Origin of the sequence: Kitasatospora sp. SC0581 (genome assembly GCF_048159585.1) — a bacterium.
GTDB lineage: Bacteria > Actinomycetota > Actinomycetes > Streptomycetales > Streptomycetaceae > Kitasatospora.
Map to the genome: position 1 here is coordinate 87802 of NZ_JBLRWA010000028.1, position 18009 is coordinate 105810.

An 18009-nucleotide genomic window follows, 5' to 3' on the forward strand; every position below is an offset into this window, starting at 1 on the left:
TTAGACGGCATGCGACCGCTGCGCAGCCACCGGTTCCCCGAGGCCGTCGCCGGCGGCCACGTCCAGCCGGAGCAGGTCGTGCTCGGTCTCCCGGCGCACCACCAGGCGGGCCTCGCCGTTGCGGACGAAGACCACGGCGGGCCGCGGCAGCTTGTTGTAGTTGGACGCCATGGCGTAGCCGTAGGCGCCGGTCACCGGGGTGGCCAGCAGGTCGCCGACCCGCAGGTCGGCGGGGAGCGCGGCGTCGTCGATGATCACGTCGCCGCTCTCGCAGTGCTTGCCGACCAGCCGGGCGTGCCCCGGCCGGGGCGCCTCGGGGCAGCGCGGCAGGAAGGCCTCGTAGCGGGCGCCGTACAGCGCCGGGCGCAGGTTGTCGCTCATTCCGCCGTCCACGCTGACGTAGGTGCGCACGCCCTCGATCCGCTTGACGGTGCCGACCCGGTACAGCGTCAGCCCGGCCCGGGCGGCGATCGAGCGGCCGGGCTCGACGCCCACCTCGCCGCTCCAGCCGGCGCCGCGCACCGCCGCGCGGACCCGCTCGGCCCAGACCGCGAAGGAGGGGGCGCTCTGCCCGCTCAGGTAGGCCACGCCCAGGCCGCCGCCGACGGTCAGCCGGCGCAGTCCGTGCTCCACCGCGAACCGGGCCACCGCGGCGGCGCCGTCGGCCAGCTCGGCCGGGTCCAGCACCTGGGAGCCGACGTGGGCGTGGACGCCCTCCAGCCGTACGGCGGCGGAGCCCCGGGCGCGGCGCACCGCGGCCGCGGCGGCGCCGTCGGCCAGGCCGAAGCCGAACTTGGAGTCGTGGCCGCCGGTCTGGATGGCCTGGTGGGCGCCGGCCGCGACCCCGGGTGCCACCCGCAGCTGGACCCGGGCCGGGGGCAGGCCCTCCTCGCGGTGCAGCCGCTCGATCCGGTCCAGCTCGTCGAAGCTGTCCACCACGATGTGGCGCAGGCCGACGGTCAGCGCGGTGCGCAGCTCGGCCTCGTCCTTGTTGTTGCCGTGCAGCACGATCCGGTCCGGGTCGACCCCGGCGTACAGCGCGGTGCGCAGCTCGCCGCCGGAGGCGACGTCCAGCAGCAGGCCCTCCTCGGTGGCGAGGCGGGCCATTGCGGTGCAGAGGAAGGCCTTGGAGGCGTAGGCGACGTTGCCCCGGCCGAAGGCGGCCACCGCCTCCCGGCAGCGCCGGCGCAGGTGCTCCTCGTCGTAGACGAACAGCGGCGTGCCGTACCGGCGGGCCGCCTCGTCCAGGAGCACGCCGCCGACGGCCAGGCCCTCGGGGCGGAATTCGGCGGTGAGCGGCAGCAGGCCCGGGTCGACGGGCGGCAGGCCCGGGTCGACGGGCGGCAGGGCCGGGTCGAGGGGCGGCAGGGCTGGGGACACAGGGGACAAGGCTTCCTCCCGGCAGGCTGGTTGGCCCCGCCCATCCTCGGCCCTGCGGGAGGGGGTGAGAAAGCGCATTCTTCCGGCCCTGAGCAGTACCGAAACCGATGCTCCCGGCCCGGGGCACGGCTCTGTCCCGACCGTTGCATCTAAGCTTGCATCTATGGTGCTACGGTGTGGTCCATGGCCGACACCCCGCCCCCCGCCCGCGTCCCGGCCGCGGACCGCGCGTACGACCTGACCAAGGACCTCATCCTCGGCGGCGGCCTCCCCGGCGGCACGCTGATCAGCGAGGGCGAGATCGCCGAGCGCGCCTCGCTCAGCCGCACCCCGGTCCGGGAGGCCTTCCTGCGGCTGCAGGCCGAGGGCCTGCTCCAGCTCTTCCCCAAGCGCGGAGCCGTCGTGGTGCCGGTCGGCCCCGGCGAGGCCGAGGACGTGCTGGAACTGCGCGAGGCGCTGGAGAGCACCGCCGTCCGCCGGATCACCCGCCGCCCCGACGGCCTCGACGCGCTCGTCCGGCAGCTGTCCGAGCTGATCGACCAGCAGCGCGAACCCGCCCGCCGGGCCGACCTCGGCGCCTTCGCCGACGCCGACGAGGCCTTCCACCGGGGCATCGTGACGGCCTCCGGCAACGAGCTCGCCGAACGGTTCTACGGGACGCTGCGCGACCGCCAGCGCCGGATGGCCGTCCAGCTGCTCCAGGTGCAGCCGGAGGGGCAGCGGCAGCGGCTGGCCTCGCTGGTCGAGGAGCACACCGTGCTCGTCGAACGGATCGCCGCCCGCGACGCCGAGGGCTTCACCGCCGCCCTGCGCGCCCACCTGGACGCCCACCGCGCCGTCACCGACCGCTGACCTTCCCCCATCGCGCGCCGACGCGTTCGCGTACCGACGGGCGTTTCGCGCGCACAGCCCCGACGGACCGCCGGGACCTCCCATCCGACAAGGAGCAGCACCACCATGAGCACCACCCGGCCACCGTCCGCCGGTCCCGTCGCACCGTCCGGCCGGGGGCGGCCGTGGCTGCTCGCCGCCCTGGCCATGTTCTGCTGCGGGTGGGGCGGCAACCAGTTCACCCCGCTGCTGCTGATGTACCGCCACCTCGGCGGCTACTCGGAGGTCACCGTGGACGCCTTCCTGGGGGCGTACGTCCTCGGGCTGGTCCCCGGACTGCTGGTCGGCGGCGCCGCCTCGGACCGCTACGGGCGCCGCCCGCTGATGATCGGCGCGGTGGCCGCCTCGCTCGCCGCCAGCGGGGTGCTGTGCGGCGGTGTGACCGGTGAACTCCCCATCTACGCCGGGCGGTTCCTCACCGGCATAGCCGTCGGCATCGCGATGGCCGTCGGCACCAGCTGGGTCAAGGAGCTCTCCCAGGCCCCGCACGACCCGGCCGCCGACCAGGGGGCCGGCGCCCGCCGCGCCTCCCTCGCCCTGACCCTCGGCTTCGGCCTCGGCGCCGGGGTGGCCGGCGTGCTCGCCCAGTGGGGCCCCTGGCCGATGGTCACCCCGTACCTCGCCCACCTGCTGGTCACCCTGCCCGCGCTGTTCCTGCTCCCGAAGGCCGTCGAGACCCGGGCGCGGGCGACCGCCGCCGTCCGCGGCCTCTGGGCCGACCTCAAGGTCCCGGCGGCCGGGCACCGGCGCTTCGTCCGGGTGGTCCTGCCGATGGCCCCCTGGGTGTTCGGCTCGGCCGGCGTCGCGTACGCGGTGACCCCGCAGCTGGTCGGCGACCGGCTCGGCCACTGGTCGCTGGCCTACGCGACCCTGCTGACCGTCCTCACCCTCGGCACCGGCGCCCTCGTCCAGCCCTTCGCCAAGCGACTGGACTCGCTCTCCTCGGCGCGCGGCGTCATCGTCTCCATGGTGCTGATGGCCTGCGGCATGGCCGTCTGCGCCGCCGACGCGGCGCTGCGCTCCCCGCTGCTCGGCCTGGCCGGCGCGGTCCTCCTCGGCGCCGCCTACGGCATCGGGGCGGTCTCCGGCCTGCTGGAGATCCAGCGCATCGTCACCCCCGACGACCTGGCCGGCATCACCGGCGTCTACTACGCGCTCTGCTACTCCGGCTTCCTGCTCCCCGCGGTGCTCGCGGCGCTCTCCTCGCTGGCCTCCTACACCGTGATGCTCAGCGTGGTGACGGCCCTCGCCCTCGCCAGCCTCGCCGTGATCACCCTCTCCTCCCGCCGCACCGCTCCCGCCGAGGCCTCCCGCTGACCCCACCGCCGCCGCCGCCCCCGCCCATCCCCGGGCGGGGGCGGCGTGCTGTCAGACCTTGGCGTCGTCCTTGGGGCGGGCGTGGGCGGGGAGGCCGTTGGCGAGGTCCTCGACCAGGAGGCGCCAGGCGATGGTGTCGGCGGCGGCCCTGAGCTGGGGGCTGCGGGGGCGGCCGGCGTCGGCGTCGAGGCGGGCGTTGAGCCAGTCGGACCAGGCGCCCGCGAGGGTGCGGACCTCGTGGGTGCCGGCCTCGGTGGGGGAGAGGCGGTCGCCGTCGCGGCGGAGGTAGCCCTCGGCGGCCATCCGGTCGAAGACCGGTTCCAGGACCTCGGGCGGTACCCGTTTGCGGGCGGCGATGAGGTCGAGCGAGGCGTGGCCGACGGCCTTCTTGTGGCCGGCCACCTCCATCAGCGCCCAGGCCCCGGCGAGGTCCACCCGGGTGTCGGCGCCGGAGACGATGGTGCGGACGGTGTCGAGGTCGACCCCGCGGACGATCTTGCAGACCGAGTACTCCAGGTGCGGGTCGGAGTCGGCGGTGGTCGGTTGGGCGAAGCCCTCGCCCATGTCGGTGGAGCCCGCCCGGGCGGTGTCGCGCAGCTGTACCTGCTTGAGGAAGAGCGCCACCACGAAGCCGACCACGGCCACCGGGATGGTCCACAGGTACACGGTGTGCAGGGCGTCGGAGTAGGCCTGGACGATCGGCGCGGCCTGGTCGGCCGGCAGGCGGTGCAGGCCCTGCGGGCTCTCCGCCGCGTGGGCGAGCACGGCCGGGTCGGCGCCGGTGAGCCGGGCGGCGGTGCCGATCCCGTGGGCGAGTTCGGTCTTCAGGCTGTTGGCGTAGATGGTGCCGAACACGGCGGTGCCGAAGGAACTGCCGATGGTGCGGAAGAAGGTCACCCCGGAGGTGGCGGTGCCGAGGTCGGCGTAGTCGACGGTGTTCTGCACGGCGATGGTGAGGACCTGCATGCTCAGCCCGATGCCGGCGCCGAGCACGAACATGTAGAGCGAGGCCAGCGCGGTGCCGGTGCCGGGTTCCAGCCGGGAGAGCAGGTAGAGGCCGACGGCCATCACCGCGGTGCCGACGATCGGGAACAGCCGGTACTTCCCGGTCTTGCTGACGGCGTTGCCGCTGCCGACCGAGGCGATCAGCAGACCGATCACCATCGGCAGCGTCCGGACGCCGGAGACGGTCGCCGAGTCGCCGTCCACGTACTGGAGGAAGGTCGGCAGGAAGGTCAGCGCGCCGAGCATGGCGAAGCCGACGATGAAGCTGAGCACCGAGCAGACCGTGAACACCGGGTTACGGAACAGCCGCATCGGCAGCATGGGTTCGACGGCCCGGGTCTCCACCCAGCAGAACAGGCCGAGTGCCAGCGCGCCGCCGACGAACAGGCCGATGATCACCCCGGAGCCCCAGGGGTACTCGTTGCCGCCCCAACTGGTCGCCAGGATCAGCGCGCCGGCGCCGACCGCGACCAGCACGATGCCCAGGTAGTCGACGACCGGGCGGGTCGCCGAGCGGACCGAGGGGATGGTCCGGGCGGCCGCGGCGACCACCACGACCGCGATCGGCACGTTGACGTAGAACGCCCAGCGCCAGGACAGGTGGTCGGTGAACAGCCCGCCCAGCAGCGGCCCGATCACCGTGGCCACGCCGAACACCGCGCCGATCGCGCCCTGGTACTTGCCGCGCTCGCGCAGCGGGATGACGTCCGCGATCAGCGCCATGGCGGTGACCATCAGGCCGCCCGCGCCGAGGCCCTGGACGGCCCGCCAGGCGATCAGCAGGGTCATGTTGGTGGACAGCCCGCACAGGAACGAGCCGCCGACGAAGACGATCGCCGAGATCTGGAACAGCAGCTTGCGCCCGTACAGGTCGCCGAACTTGCCGGCCAGGACGGTGGCCACCGTCTCGGCCAGCAGATAGGACGTCACCACCCAGGACATGTGGGCGGCCCCGCCGAGGTCCGAGACGATGGTGGGCAGGGCGGTGCCGACGATGGTCTGGTCGAGGGCGGCCAGCAGCATGCCGAGCACGATGGTGGCGAAGACGACGTTCCGCTGCCGGACGTCCAGCACCGGAGGGGCGGAGGGCGGGGGCTCGGTGGCGACGGTCATGCCGTCAGCCTCCGGGGTGCGGGCGGTGGCCGCGATCCGGTTCGGCCGTCCGGGTGAGGCCGGGTGACGAGGGCCCGGACGGCCTTCCCGGTCGAGGCCCGGTCGAGGCCCGGTCGGTGACCCGGTGGCGGTCCCGGTGGCGGCCCCGGACGGGCCGGGCGACGATGAGCCGGACGAAGCCGAGCGAATTCGAACGAATCTGATTCGAAGCCGGTCGAAGCCGACCGACGTTCGTCCGGGTGCCACGACGCCCGGCCCCCGGGAAGGGGCTCCCATGAACGCCGACCCCCCGCGCAGCACCGCGCACCCGGCGCAGCCCGGCGCCACCGCCGTGGGCGGCCGGGCCGCCGCCCGTCGCTGGCGGGCGCTCGCGGTCTGCCTGGTCGCCGGCTTCATGACCCTGCTGGACGTCAGCATCGTCAACGTCGCGCTGCCGACCGTACGGGCCGGGCTGCACATGTCCGACAGCGGCCTGCAGTGGGTGCTCAGCGGCTACGCGCTGGCCTTCGGCCTGGTGCTGGTGCCCTCCGGGCGGCTCGGCGACGCGCGCAGCCGGCGGGCCGTCTTCCTCGCCGGGCTCGCCCTGTTCACCGTGGCCAGCGCGCTCGCCGGGGCGGCGCAGAGCCAGGAGTGGCTGGTGCTGGCCCGGCTGTTCCAGGGCGCGGCCGGCGGGGTGCTGGTGCCGCAGGTGTCCGGCTTCATCCAGGTGCTGTTCCAGGGCCCCGAGCGCGGCCGGGCCTTCGGCGCGCTGGGCGCGACCATCGGGCTGTCCACCGCCGTCGGGCCGCTGCTCGGCGGGCTGCTGATCCACGTGGTCGGCCCGCAGGACGGCTGGCGCTGGGTGTTCCTGGTCAACCTGCCGATCGGCGTGGCCGCGCTGCCCGTCGCCTACCGGCTGCTCCCCGCGCCCCCGCCCGCCGGCGACCGGGCCGGGCACCGGGACTTCGACCCGGTCGGCGTGCTGCTGCTCGGCGCCGGGACGGTCTCGCTGCTGCTGCCGTTCGTCCAGGCGCAGCAGTGGCACGGCCCGACCCGCTGGCTGCTGCTGCCGCTGGCGGCGGTGCTGCTCGCCGCCTTCGTCGGCTGGGAGCTGCACTACGGGCGGCGGCGCGAACCGCTGGTGAGCATGGCGCTGTTCGCGGTGCGGCCGTACGCGGCGGGGGTGCTGCTGTCGCTGGTGTACTTCGCCGGGTTCACCGCGATCTTCTTCATCTTCACGCTCTACCTCCAGGCGGGCCTGCACTACTCGGCGCTGACGGCGGGCCTGGCGATCACGCCGTTCGCGGTCGGCTCGGGGGTGTCCGCGGCGGTGGGCGGGCGCCTGGTGAGCCGGCTGGGGCGGCGGCTGGTGGTGGCCGGACTGGTGCTGGTGCTGGCCGGGCTGCTGGCCTCGGCGCTCGCGGTGCAGCTGTGGTCGGGGCCCCGGGTGGGCTGGACGACGGCGCTGCCGCTGCTGGTCGCCGGGGTGGGCAGCGGACTGGTGATCGCCCCGAACCAGACGCTGACCCTCCAGCAGGTGCCGGTGGCCCGGGCGGGCAGCGCGGGCGGGGTGCTGCAGACCGCGCAGCGGGTCGGCTCGGCGGTGGGCATCGCCGTCGTCGGCTCGGTGTTCTTCGCCCATGCCGCGGGGCCCCGCCCGGACTGGTCGCTGGCCTTCCAGCTGGGTGTGACGGTCGCGGCCGGGCTGGTGCTGGCGGCGCTGCTGGTGGCGGTCGCCGACCTGGCCTCGGGCCGGGGCGGCCGGCCGTAGGAGCGCACCGGGCGGCCGTAGCGCGCCGGCCGGGCGGCCCGGCGCGCGTATCGGCCGTCAGCGGTCCCGGCGGTGGTCCCGTCAGTGGTCCCGGCGGTGGACGGCGGCCGCCGCGACGGCGACCGAGGCCAGCGCCCACACCGCGTAGGTGGTCCAGGCCCCCGTGACGGTGGCCGGGTACTCGGACGGCCGCAGGCCCGTCAGGGTGGTCCGGGCCAGGCGCTGCCAGGCGGACAGCGGCAGGGCGTGCAGCAGGTCGGCGCTCCACCGGTAGCGCTCGGTGACCAGCGAGGGGATGAAGAACAGCACCACGACGGTGCCCACCACGGCCCCCGCGCTGTGCCGGATCAGCGCGCCGAGGCCGAGTCCGACCAGGGCGCAGACCGGGCCGAACAGCACTGCCGCCGTGATGTACCGCAGCGCGGCTGGGTCCGTGACGGACTGCCCGATGCCGGTCCCGGACAGGACCGCCTGGCTGATGCCGAAGGAGGCGCCGACGGCGAGCACGCCGTAGCCGGACAGGACGGCGGCCAGCACGCAGGCCTTGGCGGCGAGCACCGCCCGGCGGTCGGGCACGGCGGCCAGGGTGGTGCGGATCAGCCCGGTCGCGTACTCGCCCGTGATGACGAGCGCGCCGAGGCCGCCCGCGACCAGCATCAGGATGTCGGCGGAGGCGGCACCGAAGGCGTTGTTCAGCGCCACCTGCGCCATCATCACCGGGTCGTCCTCGCCCGGCGTGTAGTGGTCGCGGGTGTACAGCGCGGACTTGAGGCCGGCGGCGACGATCGCCAGGGCGCTGAGGCCGAGCACCCAGGGGACGGAGCGCAGCGACCAGAACTTGATCCACTCGGCGGCCAGCAGGTCGCCGAACCGGGCGCGCGGCTCGGCGGCGCGGGTGTCGGCGCGGGTGCCGGTGCGGGGGTCGGCGGGAACGGTGCCCAGCGGGGTGTTCGAGGAGGTGTTCAACGGGGCTCTCCGGCGGGGTACTCGACGCTGTCGGCGGTCAGGTCCATGAACGCCTCCTCCAGGGAGGCGCCCCTGGGGGTCAGGGCGTGCAGCAACAGGCGGTGCTCCAGGGCGAGTTCGCCGATCCGGGTGGCGTCCACGCCGGTCGCCGCGAGGGCGCCGTCCGGGCCGGGCCGCACGGCGGCGCCGGCCGCCGTCAACACGGCCGCCAGCCGGTCGGGTTCGGCGGCCCGGACGGTGACGGTGCCCCGGCCGGCCCGGGCGGCGAATGCGGACAGGCTCTCGTCCGCGAGCAGCCGGCCGCGTCCGACCACCACCAGGTGGTCGGCGGTGTGCTCCATCTCGGCCATCATGTGGCTGGAGACGAAGACGGTGCGCCCCTCGGCGGCGAGCCGGCGGAACAGCCCGCGCACCCAGAGCACGCCCTCCGGGTCCAGCCCGTTGAGCGGTTCGTCGAAGAGCAGCACCGGCGGGTCGCCGAGCAGCGCGCCGGCGATGCCGAGCCGCTGCCTCATGCCCAGCGAGTAGCCGCCGATCCGGCGCCCGCCCGCCTCGGCGAGCCCGACCTCGTGCAGTACCTGCTCGACCCGGGCGGCCGGGATCGCGTTGGTGCGGGCGAGCGCCCGCAGGTGGGCCCGGCCGGTCCGCCCGCCGTGGGCGTCGCCCGCGTCCAGCAGCGCGCCGGCGTGCCGCAGGCCGCGCGGCCTGCCGCGGAAGGGGCGGCCGTCGACGGTGACGGCGCCGGAGGTGGGGGCGCTCAGGCCGAGGACCAGCCGCAGGGTGGTGGACTTGCCGGCGCCGTTGGGGCCGAGGAAGCCGGTGACCCGGCCGGGCCGGACGGTGAAGGAGAGACGGTCGACGGCGGTGCGGACGCGGTGGCCGCGGCCGTAGCGCTTCGTCAGCTCGGTGACTTCGATCATGGGCTCCACGGTGCCCGTCCGGCCCGTACGGCAGCATCGGACCGGCGTCGACAGTGCCCGTCACCCCCGGCCGTACAACCACGGCTGGATGACGGCCTCGCCGGACCGTCGTTACGATCACGGACCATGTCACCGACGCCCTCCCCGCCGCTGCTCCGGCGCGTCCCGCCCGAGGTCTGGGTCGGCCTCGCCTGGTGCGTGGCCGCCGGCTACCCCGCCGTCCGGCTCGGCGGCGACGCCTCGCAGCACCCCGGCGCCGCCGCGCACGGCGGCTGGGCGTTCACCCTGGCCGACACGGTGGTGGCCTTCGCGGGAGCGGCGCTGGTACGACGGCTGCCGGTGCTCTCCGTCGCCCTGCTGCTGATCGCCGCGTTCACCGAGACCGACGGGTGGGCCGGCGGCGCCCAGGTGCCGCCCGGCGCGCTGCTCGCCGTGGACGTCGCGCTCTGCCTGATCACCGCGACCCGGCCGCGCCGCACCTCGCGGGCCGCCTTCACGCTGGTGATGGCCCTCCTGGTGGCGCACATCGGCATGGTGCACGGCAACACGGTGGGCATCTTCACCGGCACCCACATCGGCTCGGCCGACGGCGCCGCGCTGCTCGCGCTGGTCGCCTGGCTGGTCGGCCGCTCGGGGCGGCAGAACCGGGAGCACGCGGCGGCGCTCGGCGCCCGGGCGGCCGAGGAGGCGGTCACCGCCGAACGGCTGCGGATCGCCCGCGAGATGCACGACACCGTCGCGCACAGCCTCGGCATCGTCGCCCTCCAGGCGGGCGCCGCCCGCCGGGTGATCGACCGTCGGCCGGAGCGGGCCAAGCAGGCGCTGGGCGAGATCGAGGCGGCCGGGCGGGACACCCTGGCGGCGCTGCGCAGAATGCTGGTCGCGCTGCGGGAGGCCGACGGCGAGGCCTCGGCCCCGGTGCCGCAGGGCCTGGCCGACCTCGACCGGCTGGCCGGGGCGACCACCGCGGCGGGGGTGCGGGTGGAGGTGCGGCGGCGCGGCGAACCGGGGCCGCTGCCGCCGGAGGTGGACCTCGCGGCCTTCCGGATCGTCCAGGAGTCGGTCACCAACGTGGTGCGGCACGCGGACACCGACGCCTGTGTGGTGGCGGTGGACCACCGGACGGCGGGGGAGCTGTCCGTCGAGGTCACCGACCGGGGGCGGGGCCTGGGTCCGGTCCGGGGGGCCGGCGGCGGGTTCGGGCTGGCCGGGCTGCGGGAGCGGGTCGCCCTGCTGCGCGGGGAGTTCGAGGCCGGGCCGCTGCCCGGGGGCGGCTTCCGGGTGGCCGCCCGGCTGCCGGTGCCGGTGGCGGTGTCGGTACCGGGCTCGTCGGGCTTGTCGGCCGGGGAGGCGGGCGCGTGATCCGGGTCCTGCTGGTCGACGACCAGCCGCTGGTGCGCGCCGCGCTGGAGATGGTGATCGCGGAGACGGCGGACGTCGAGGTGGTCGGCGAGGCGGGCACCGGGGCGGAGGCCGTCCGGCTGGCCGCCGAACTGCGGCCGGACGTCGTGGTGATGGACATCCGGATGCCCGGCATGGACGGCATCGAGGCGACCAGGTTGGTGACCGCCGACGGCGGGCCGACCAGGGTGGTGGTGCTCACCACCTTCGACGAGGACGAGCACGTGTACGCGGCGCTGCACGCCGGGGCGTCCGGCTTCCTGGTCAAGGACATGGCGCTGGACGACATCCTCGGCGCGGTGCGGGTGGTCGCCGCCGGGGACGCGCTGATCGCGCCGGGCGTCACCCGGCGGCTGATCGGGGCGTTCGTCGGGGGCCGTCCGTCGCGGTCGGGGACCGGCGGGCCCGGGCCGGGTGCCCGGGGTGTCACCGCTGCGGCCGCCGCCGTCGCAGCCGAGCGGCGGCTGGCGGCGATCACCGGGCGCGAGCGCGAGATCCTGACTCTGGTCGGCCGAGGCCTGTCCAACACCGAGATCGCCGCCGAACTGGTGCTCAGCATCGCGACCGTCAAGACCTACATGACCCGGCTGCTGGCCAAGCTCGACGCCCGGGACCGGGTGCAGCTGGTCATCCTGGCCTACGAGGCGGGCCTGGTCTCGGTGTCCGGCTGACCGGGCCCGCCGCAGAAACGATTCAGCGCTTGATCGCCACGCCCGCGTACATCGCGATGTCCTGGTCGCGGACGGGCGCGGCACCGGCGTCCGGCCGCCAGTGGTGCACCAGCGTGACGCCCGGGTCGAGCAGCTCGTAGCCGTCGAAGAAGGCCTCCGTCTCGGCCTTGTCGCGGATCTGGAGCGGGATGCCGCGCGCGTTGTACTCACGGCCGACGCCGCCCACGCCCACCGGGTCGGTGTCCCCGGTGAAGACCGTCAGGGCGAGGAAGCTGCCGGGGGCCAGGGCGTCCATGAAGCGGCGCACGATGCCCTGCGGGTCGTCCTCGTCCAGCACGAAGTGAACGATCGCGATCAGCGACAGCGCCACCGGCTGCGAGAAGTCGAGCACCTCGCGCAGCCGGGGGTTGCCGATGATCGACTCCGGGTCGCGGAAGTCGGCCTCCACGTAACAGGTGCGGCCCTCGGGCGTGCTGTCCATCAGGGCCCGCGCGTGGGTCAGCACGATCGGGTCGTTGTCCACGTAGGCGACCCGGGCCTCGGGGTCGACCGCCTGGGCGACCTCGTGCACGTTCGGCGAGGTCGGGATGCCGGTGCCGATGTCGAGGAACTGCCGTACGCCGTACTGCTCGGCGAGTCTGCGCACCGAGCGCTGCATGAACTCGCGGGTGGTGCGCATCGAGGTCGGCAGCGCCGGCCAGGCCCGCACCGAGGCGTGCGCCGCGACCCGGTCCGCCTCGAAGTTGGTCTTGCCGCCGATGAGGTAGTCGTAGACCCGGGCGGAGTGCGGAACGTCCATCCGCAGGTCCACCGACGGGTAGTCCTCGCGCGGACCGTGCTCTGCCCGGACCTCGTTCGCCATGTTCGTTCTCCCGCCGCTGGGCATCCGTCACCAACCGCCCTGGTGGCGGTTCATGGTGCGCATGGTAACGGTCGCCCGCCGCACGGGAATGACAGGGTCTCAGGCGTGCGCCTCCGGGTGCTTCGGGTCGAGCGCGTCGGCGCCCGGCTGGCGGGGGACCACGGCGCTGTCGGCGTCGCGCCGCCCGTGCGCCGCGAGTTCGAGGGCGGCGCCCGTCCAGGCGAGGCCGAAGGCCCAGGTGGCCAGCCACTCGCCCAGGTACAGCGGCCGCACCGGCCAGTCGGAGCCGACGCCCGTCACCCCGGCCAGCAGCGAGAGCGCCAGGGCGGCCAGGATCACCACCCCGGCCACCAGGTACGCCGTGCCCACCCGGGCCGGCTGGGCGGAGCGGGGGTTGCGGAAGGAGTAGAGGCAGAAGACCGCCAGCATGACGAACAGCAGGCCGGCGAAGACCAGGTGGAACACCCCGACGGTGCGGTCGAGGCCGGACCCGCCCCCGGTGTACGTCGGGCAGAGCGCGACCCCGAGCGCGAAGAACCCGGCCGCCGTGCTCCAGCGGTCGTCCCGTCGGTCGAAGCGGTAGCAGATCAGGAACACCCCGAGGGCGCACAGCGCGCCGACGAAGACGTTCCGGGTGTCGGTGTAGTACGCGCCGCTCATCGAGTTCGGCCAGAAGCCGTCGGTGCCGCGCCCCGTCAGCTCGGCGGCCAGCCAGTTGCCGAACGGCAGGGCCACCGGCAGCAGGATGCCGATCAGGCCGACGCCGAGGCGCAGGATCGCGATGGTCCGAACGTCCTGGGTGCTCCGCCGGACAGCGGGGGAGTTCTGCGTGCGCACGTCGTGAGTCACGGACGCCTCCTTGCCTTTCGCACGGGCGCGTGGGCCCGCTCGTCCTCCGGCCGCGCGGGACGGGGTGGGGCGGCGTCGGACGGGCGCCGCCACACACCTGAGCGACCGTCAACTGGTGTACCCGCATTGGCGTTCGAAGCACCACCGATTTGAGCGGTTTAGACCCCCGATGACCGTCCGGAGCGCCCCGGACGACCATCCACTACGGACCCGGAGGGCCCGACGGTTCAACTCCCGCGCGGAGAGCGGGACAACGGCCCCCACCAGCCCCAACCGTGCCTGGACGAGCCTGGATCGATCTGTACCATTCCCTTCCGATCGGTGATCGGATCTGACAGCATCGTCCGGCGACCGGTCGCCGGTGATCCGTGCGCGGTGCGCGCACGACGCGTCCACCCGCGGCCCCTCCGGCGGCCGCCGTCCTGCTGCGCCTCGTGGAGGAGACGTGACCGCCAAGGCCGGCACCCCCGGGGCCGCCCACCGCCCGGCGCACTGGGTCCGCACCCGGCTGCGCGCCGACCCGGGCACCGCCCTGTTGACGGCGGCCCTCGCGTTCGTCACTGTCCTGCTGTCCGTGGCCGTCCCCCGCGTCACCGACCGGGGCGCGGACGCGGCGCTGCGGGACTACGTGCACCGGCAGGGCATCCACGCGACCAGCCTGCACTTCTCCTCCAAGGCCCGGCCGAGCGACACCGCCGCCGACCTCGACGCCGTCGACCGGCAGCTCGTCGAACGGGTCGGCGGGAAGCTCGCGCTGTCCCCGGCGGGCCTGGCGCACGGCTCCGTGACCGATTCCGTCCCGATGTTCAACCCGGGCTACCGCCGGGTGAGCGACAGCGCCCCGCCCAGGCTCTCCCTGGCCCACCTGGCCGGCCTCGCCGACCGGGTCACCCTGACCGAGGGCAGCCGCCCGGGCCCCGCCACCGCCGGAGCCCCGCTGCCGGTGATGGTCAGCCGGACGGCCGCCGAACTGGTCGGCATCAAGGTCGGTGACGTCGTCGACAGCGGCAGCACCGGCCCCGACAGCCGGCGGACCGCCGTGGTGACCGGCCTGTTCCGGGTCAACGACCCGCTGGACCCGTTCTGGACCGGCCTCGGCTGCCCGGACCGCCCCTGCCTGAACATCGACCTGGAGCACGGCAACTGGCTGGGGGCCACCGGCTTCGTCGACGGCGACAGCCTGGCCGGGCTGACCGGCTGGGGCACGTCCGTCCAGAACTTCTGGCGGGTGGCCGTGGACCCCGCCCCGCTGCGCGCCGACCGGCTGGAGCGGACCCGTGCCGACGTCCTGCCCCTCGTGTCCGGGCCGGGTGTCGCGGCCCTGGCCGACGCGACCGGGCGCGCCGACCTGCGGTCCGTCTCGACGCTGCCCGTCATCCTCGACCGGGCGGCCGAGCGCTACCGGGCCGCGATGGCGCTGAGCGCGATCGGGCCGGCCGGCGTCGCGGGCGTCGCCGTGGTGGTGCTCTGCCTGGCCGCCGCGCTCGGCACCGACCGCCGCGCCGCCGAACTCGGGCTGCTCCGGGCCCGCGGCGGCTCGCGCGGCGGGGTGCTGCTGCGGCTGCTCGGCGAGGGCGCGGTGACCGTGCTGCCCGCCGCCGCGCTCGGGGCGGTGCTCGCCCTGGTGCTGCTGCCCACCCCGCGCTGGGGCCTCGCGGTGGCGGCCGGCCTCGGCACGACCCTGCTCGCGCTGCTCGCCCTCCCGGCCCGCGCCGCCCTGCTGTGGGACCGCCCCCGGCCGACCGGCCGCGGGCGCCGGGTGGTCGGCGAACTCGCGCTGCTGGCCGTCACCGCCGTGGCGGTGGCCGAGGTCCGCCGGCGCGGCGTCGGCCACTCCGGCCGGGGCGTGGACCCGCTGCTGGTGGCCGCCCCGCTGCTGCTCGCCGTCGCCGGCGGGCTGCTGCTGGCGCGGATCGAGCCGGTGGCGACCGGCCGGCTGGCCGCGCTCGTCGGCCGCGGCCGGGGCCTGATCGGCTTCCTCGGCCTCGCCCGGGCCGCCCGGGACGGCTCCGGGCGCCGCCGGCCCTCCGCGCTGCCGCTGCTCGCCCTGCTGATCGCCGTCACCGCGACCGGCTTCGGCGCCACCCTGCTCGCCTCCGTGGACCACGGCAGGCTGCACGCCGGACGGGTCGCGACCGGCGGCGACATCGCCGTCTCCGTCCCGGACTACGCGACCCTGCCGGACCCGTTCCTCAAGGCCGTGGGCGGACTCCCGGAGGCCCGGAGCGCGACCGCGGTCCGGGTGGACCAGCGCGCGCGGTTCGTCGGCGCCGGCCCCAACGACTACACCAAGGTGACCCTGGTGGTCGCCGAGCCGACCGCGTACGCCGCGATCGCCCGCACCCTCGGGGCCGGCGCGTTCGACCCGGCGAAGCTCGCCGGCACCCCCGGCGGCCCGGACACCCCGGTACCCGCGCTGTTCAGCCGCGACCTGGCCGCGCGCCTGGCCGCCGGCGCGCCGACGCTGCACCTGTCCACCGCGAGCGAACTGCGCACCACCGTCGCCGGGATCGTCACCGCGACCCCGGCGCTGCCGGAGCCGGAGCAGCCGTTCGTCGTGGTGCCCAGCGGCCCCGCCGTGGAGCGCCTGCCGGAACTCGGCCGGTGGACCGGGTGGCTGGCCGTCGGCGACGGCCTCGACCCCGGGCGGATCAGGTCGCTCCTCCTGGAGCGGGGCCTGGTCGAGCCGACCGGCCTCGACAAGCTGATCGCGGACGAGGCCGCGGCGGCCGGCCGGGGCAGCCACGGACTGCCGCCCGCCTACCGGGTCGGCAGCAGCCGCGAGTACGCCGCGCAGCTCGCGGACGACCCGTTGCAGCAGGCCGCCGGACGGCTGTTCTGGTACGCGGCCCCGGCCAGCGCCGGATTCGCCGTCCTCGCCGTCCTGTTGACGCTGCTGCGGGCCGCGCCCGACCGTACGGCGGTGCTCGCCCGGCTGCGCACCATGGGCCTTCGGCCACGGCAGGGGCTGGCGCTGATCATCGCCGAGGCGCTGCCGCGGACCCTGGCGGCCTCCGCCGGCGGCGCCGGGGTCGCGGTGCTGGCGGCCGTCCTGCTGGGGCCGGCCTTCGACCTCTCGACCCTGGTCGGGGCCGGGACGGGCGGCTCCCTCGATCCCGCGCCGCTGCCGGTGCTGCTGCCCACCGCGGGCCTGACGCTGGTGGCCTGCCTCGGGGTGGTGCTGGAGACGCTGGTCGCCGGACGGCGGCAGATCGCCACCGAACTGCGCGCGGGGGAGTCCTGAGGGGAGCGGGGGTGAGTGCGGCGAGGGGAGTCGGAACGGCGAGGCGGCCCGGTCGTGGTGACCGGACCGCCGGGTACCCCGCCGCCGAAACGATTCAGCCGGTGGGCTGCCGGGTGCGGGCGATCAGCGCGTTGAGCAGTGCGGCCCCGCGCTCGGCGTCGTCGACGCTGACCGCGAAGTCCGTGCCCCGACGGGTGCGGACCACCAGGCAGACGCCCGGGCGCACCATCACGGTGGTGCCGAGCCCGTTGATCCGGTAGCCCCAGCCGCCCGACTGCGCGGCGGTGCGCCGCTCGGCACGGGCGGAGTCGAGCTCGGCGGGGGACCAGCGGCGGGCGGGCCACCCGAACGGGCCGAAGCCGACGGTCAGGCCGCGGGCGGTCACCCGGGTCCGTACCGAGGAGCAGCCGAGGAGCGCGAGGGCGCCGACGGCGAGCGGCAGCACCAGCACCCAGTCCAGGTCGACGACCCCGCTCGCGGTGAGCAGCACCCCCGCCACCGAGAGCAGCCCGAGCACCGCGGCGGACAGCTGCAGCCACGGGCTGGCGGCCTGGGAGAGCCAGACGACCTGCTCGCCCGGCGGCACCTCCAGCGCCGGTGCCCCGGCCGCCGGGTGCCGCTCCGGACGGCCGCCGTAGCGCCGGCCCGCCAGCACCGCCAGCAGCCCGGCGAGGCCGGTGGCCAGCAGGATCAGGACCACCTCGATGCCCATCGGGGCGGCGTCCTGCCAGCGGGCGCGGTCCAGGTTGGCGTGCACGATGGAGGCCTGCGCCCCCGTCAGCAGCACCCCGCCGGCCGCCAGCATCGCCGACCCGGCCCCGGGCGTCCGGCCGGCCCAGTACCGCCGCAGGACCACCGAGATCAGCACCAGGACCGCCCAGAACGCGGCCGGGAAGACCGTGGCCGCCGTCAGCGACATCGAGCCGTCCGGTTCCCGCCCGCCCCAGTGGGTGGCCAGTGGGTCCGGCAGCCGGTGGCGCGCCACCAGCGGCAGGGCGACCAGCAGCGCCAGCACCCCGACCGACCAGGCCGCCGCGGCCCAGACGGCGCCACCGGGTGCCGGTGGCCGCGCGGCGGCCGGCTCCGTGGTCGGTTCCGTGGTGTTTCCCGAGTCCGTCACGACATCCCCCTGATCATGTCCACGAGATCGTTCCTGCTGTAGCCGGCCCGGGCCGCGTCCTCGACCAACTGCCGTACCCGGTCCACAAGTTCGGAGCGGGTGTCGGCGCCGGTCGCGATCGTGATGCCGCGGCCCCGGCGGAACTCCAGCACCCCCTCGTCGCGCAGCGTGCGCAGCCCGCGCAGGACGGTGTTGGTGTTCACCCCCAGGGCCCGGGAGAGCTCCCGGGCCGGGGGCAGCTTGTCCCCGGGGGCGCACTCGCCCTCGGCGACGGCTCGTCTGATCGCGCCGGCGACCTGTTCGTGCAGTGGTCGGGTGTCCCCGATGTCCAGCTTCAGCAACATGGTGCTAGTGACGATAGCACCATTCACGTCTGGTGCCACGGCCCTGGGACGGCGGAACGGGCAGCGGTGGGGGGGGGGGGCCCGGGCCCCCCCCCCCCCCCCCCCCCCCCCCCCCCCCCGCCCCGGCCCCCCCCCCCCCCCCGGCCCCCCGCGGGGCGGGCCCCCGCCCGGGGGGG

14 protein-coding genes are annotated in these 18009 nt (G+C 75.8%); 6 read left to right on the forward strand and 8 right to left on the reverse strand.

Features of this window, described 5'->3' with window-relative positions; genetic code table 11:
- Entirely contained in the window at positions 1–1380 is a 1380-nt protein-coding gene (gene lysA / locus ACLWS4_RS30280; protein ID WP_416875786.1) for a diaminopimelate decarboxylase, read from the reverse strand.
- Between the two features lie 183 nt (positions 1381–1563).
- Here lysA and ACLWS4_RS30285 point away from each other — a divergent pair, with 183 nt between their 5' ends.
- Together ACLWS4_RS30285 and ACLWS4_RS30290 are read left to right on the forward strand one after the other, a co-directional pair.
- On the forward strand, positions 1564–2232 hold the full coding sequence (locus ACLWS4_RS30285; protein ID WP_380777080.1) for a GntR family transcriptional regulator: 669 nt from the start codon (positions 1564–1566) through the stop codon (positions 2230–2232).
- A 105-nt stretch (positions 2233–2337) separates the two neighbouring features.
- Entirely contained in the window at positions 2338–3588 is a 1251-nt protein-coding gene (locus ACLWS4_RS30290) for an MFS transporter (protein WP_416875787.1), read from the forward strand.
- Positions 3589–3639: 51 nt separating this feature from the next.
- Here ACLWS4_RS30290 and ACLWS4_RS30295 read toward each other — a convergent pair whose 3' ends face one another.
- Positions 3640–5706: an MDR family MFS transporter gene (locus tag ACLWS4_RS30295; RefSeq protein WP_375875713.1), complete on the reverse strand. Its 2067-nt coding sequence runs from the start codon at positions 5704–5706 to the stop codon at positions 3640–3642.
- A gap of 274 nt (positions 5707–5980) precedes the next feature.
- Between ACLWS4_RS30295 and ACLWS4_RS30300 the strand changes: the two genes are divergently transcribed.
- Positions 5981–7456 carry an MFS transporter gene (locus tag ACLWS4_RS30300; protein ID WP_053112161.1) on the forward strand — a complete coding sequence of 492 codons (1476 nt, stop codon included), beginning with the start codon at positions 5981–5983 and terminating at the stop codon, positions 7454–7456.
- An 81-nt stretch (positions 7457–7537) separates the two neighbouring features.
- On the opposite strand, the gene ACLWS4_RS30305 is transcribed toward ACLWS4_RS30300, so the two are convergent.
- Together ACLWS4_RS30305 and ACLWS4_RS30310 are read right to left on the reverse strand one after the other, a co-directional pair.
- A complete protein-coding gene (locus ACLWS4_RS30305) occupies positions 7538–8422 on the reverse strand; it encodes an ABC transporter permease subunit (protein WP_380777082.1) in 885 nt (294 codons plus the stop codon).
- A complete protein-coding gene (locus ACLWS4_RS30310; protein WP_416875788.1) occupies positions 8419–9342 on the reverse strand; it encodes an ATP-binding cassette domain-containing protein in 924 nt (307 codons plus the stop codon). The genes ACLWS4_RS30305 and ACLWS4_RS30310 overlap by 4 nt, the downstream gene beginning before the upstream one ends.
- Before the next feature lie 126 nt (positions 9343–9468).
- On the opposite strand from ACLWS4_RS30310, the gene ACLWS4_RS30315 reads away from it, so the two are divergent.
- Together ACLWS4_RS30315 and ACLWS4_RS30320 are read left to right on the forward strand one after the other, a co-directional pair.
- Positions 9469–10704, forward strand: coding sequence for a sensor histidine kinase (locus ACLWS4_RS30315; protein WP_416875789.1), 1236 nt, complete (start codon positions 9469–9471; stop codon positions 10702–10704).
- 50 nt (positions 10705–10754) lie between these two features.
- Positions 10755–11414, forward strand: coding sequence for a response regulator (locus ACLWS4_RS30320; protein WP_049658752.1), 660 nt, complete (start codon positions 10755–10757; stop codon positions 11412–11414).
- 22 nt (positions 11415–11436) lie between these two features.
- Here ACLWS4_RS30320 and ACLWS4_RS30325 read toward each other — a convergent pair whose 3' ends face one another.
- Both ACLWS4_RS30325 and ACLWS4_RS30330 read right to left on the reverse strand, forming a co-directional pair.
- A complete protein-coding gene (locus ACLWS4_RS30325; protein ID WP_074005743.1) occupies positions 11437–12276 on the reverse strand; it encodes an SAM-dependent methyltransferase in 840 nt (279 codons plus the stop codon).
- Between the two features lie 99 nt (positions 12277–12375).
- The gene (locus ACLWS4_RS30330; RefSeq protein ID WP_117492901.1) at positions 12376–13125 is read right to left on the reverse strand and encodes a hypothetical protein; all 750 of its coding nucleotides are present in this window, start codon (positions 13123–13125) and stop codon (positions 12376–12378) included.
- Positions 13126–13570: 445 nt separating this feature from the next.
- Here ACLWS4_RS30330 and ACLWS4_RS30335 point away from each other — a divergent pair, with 445 nt between their 5' ends.
- Positions 13571–16369 carry a hypothetical protein gene (locus ACLWS4_RS30335; RefSeq protein ID WP_416875790.1) on the forward strand — a complete coding sequence of 933 codons (2799 nt, stop codon included), beginning with the start codon at positions 13571–13573 and terminating at the stop codon, positions 16367–16369.
- 94 nt (positions 16370–16463) lie between these two features.
- Here ACLWS4_RS30335 and ACLWS4_RS30340 read toward each other — a convergent pair whose 3' ends face one another.
- Positions 16464–17489 carry a DUF1648 domain-containing protein gene (locus ACLWS4_RS30340; protein WP_416875791.1) on the reverse strand — a complete coding sequence of 342 codons (1026 nt, stop codon included), beginning with the start codon at positions 17487–17489 and terminating at the stop codon, positions 16464–16466.
- Positions 17486–17833, reverse strand: coding sequence for a GntR family transcriptional regulator (locus ACLWS4_RS30345; RefSeq protein ID WP_074005740.1), 348 nt, complete (start codon positions 17831–17833; stop codon positions 17486–17488). The genes ACLWS4_RS30340 and ACLWS4_RS30345 overlap by 4 nt, the downstream gene beginning before the upstream one ends.
- Positions 17834–18009 lie beyond the last annotated feature (176 nt).

Coding starts and splice junctions, on each gene's coding strand:
- ACLWS4_RS30290 (WP_416875787.1), top strand. CDS start 2,338: ATGAGCACCACCCGGCCACCGTCCGCCGGTCCCGTCGCACCGTCCGGC.
- ACLWS4_RS30295 (WP_375875713.1), bottom strand. CDS start 5,706: ATGACCGTCGCCACCGAGCCCCCGCCCTCCGCCCCTCCGGTGCTGGAC.
- ACLWS4_RS30320 (WP_049658752.1), top strand. CDS start 10,755: ATGGTGATCGCGGAGACGGCGGACGTCGAGGTGGTCGGCGAGGCGGGC.
- ACLWS4_RS30315 (WP_416875789.1), top strand. CDS start 9,469: ATGTCACCGACGCCCTCCCCGCCGCTGCTCCGGCGCGTCCCGCCCGAG.
- ACLWS4_RS30310 (WP_416875788.1), bottom strand. CDS start 9,342: ATGATCGAAGTCACCGAGCTGACGAAGCGCTACGGCCGCGGCCACCGC.
- ACLWS4_RS30300 (WP_053112161.1), top strand. CDS start 5,981: ATGAACGCCGACCCCCCGCGCAGCACCGCGCACCCGGCGCAGCCCGGC.
- ACLWS4_RS30285 (WP_380777080.1), top strand. CDS start 1,564: ATGGCCGACACCCCGCCCCCCGCCCGCGTCCCGGCCGCGGACCGCGCG.
- ACLWS4_RS30325 (WP_074005743.1), bottom strand. CDS start 12,276: ATGGCGAACGAGGTCCGGGCAGAGCACGGTCCGCGCGAGGACTACCCG.
- ACLWS4_RS30345 (WP_074005740.1), bottom strand. CDS start 17,833: ATGTTGCTGAAGCTGGACATCGGGGACACCCGACCACTGCACGAACAG.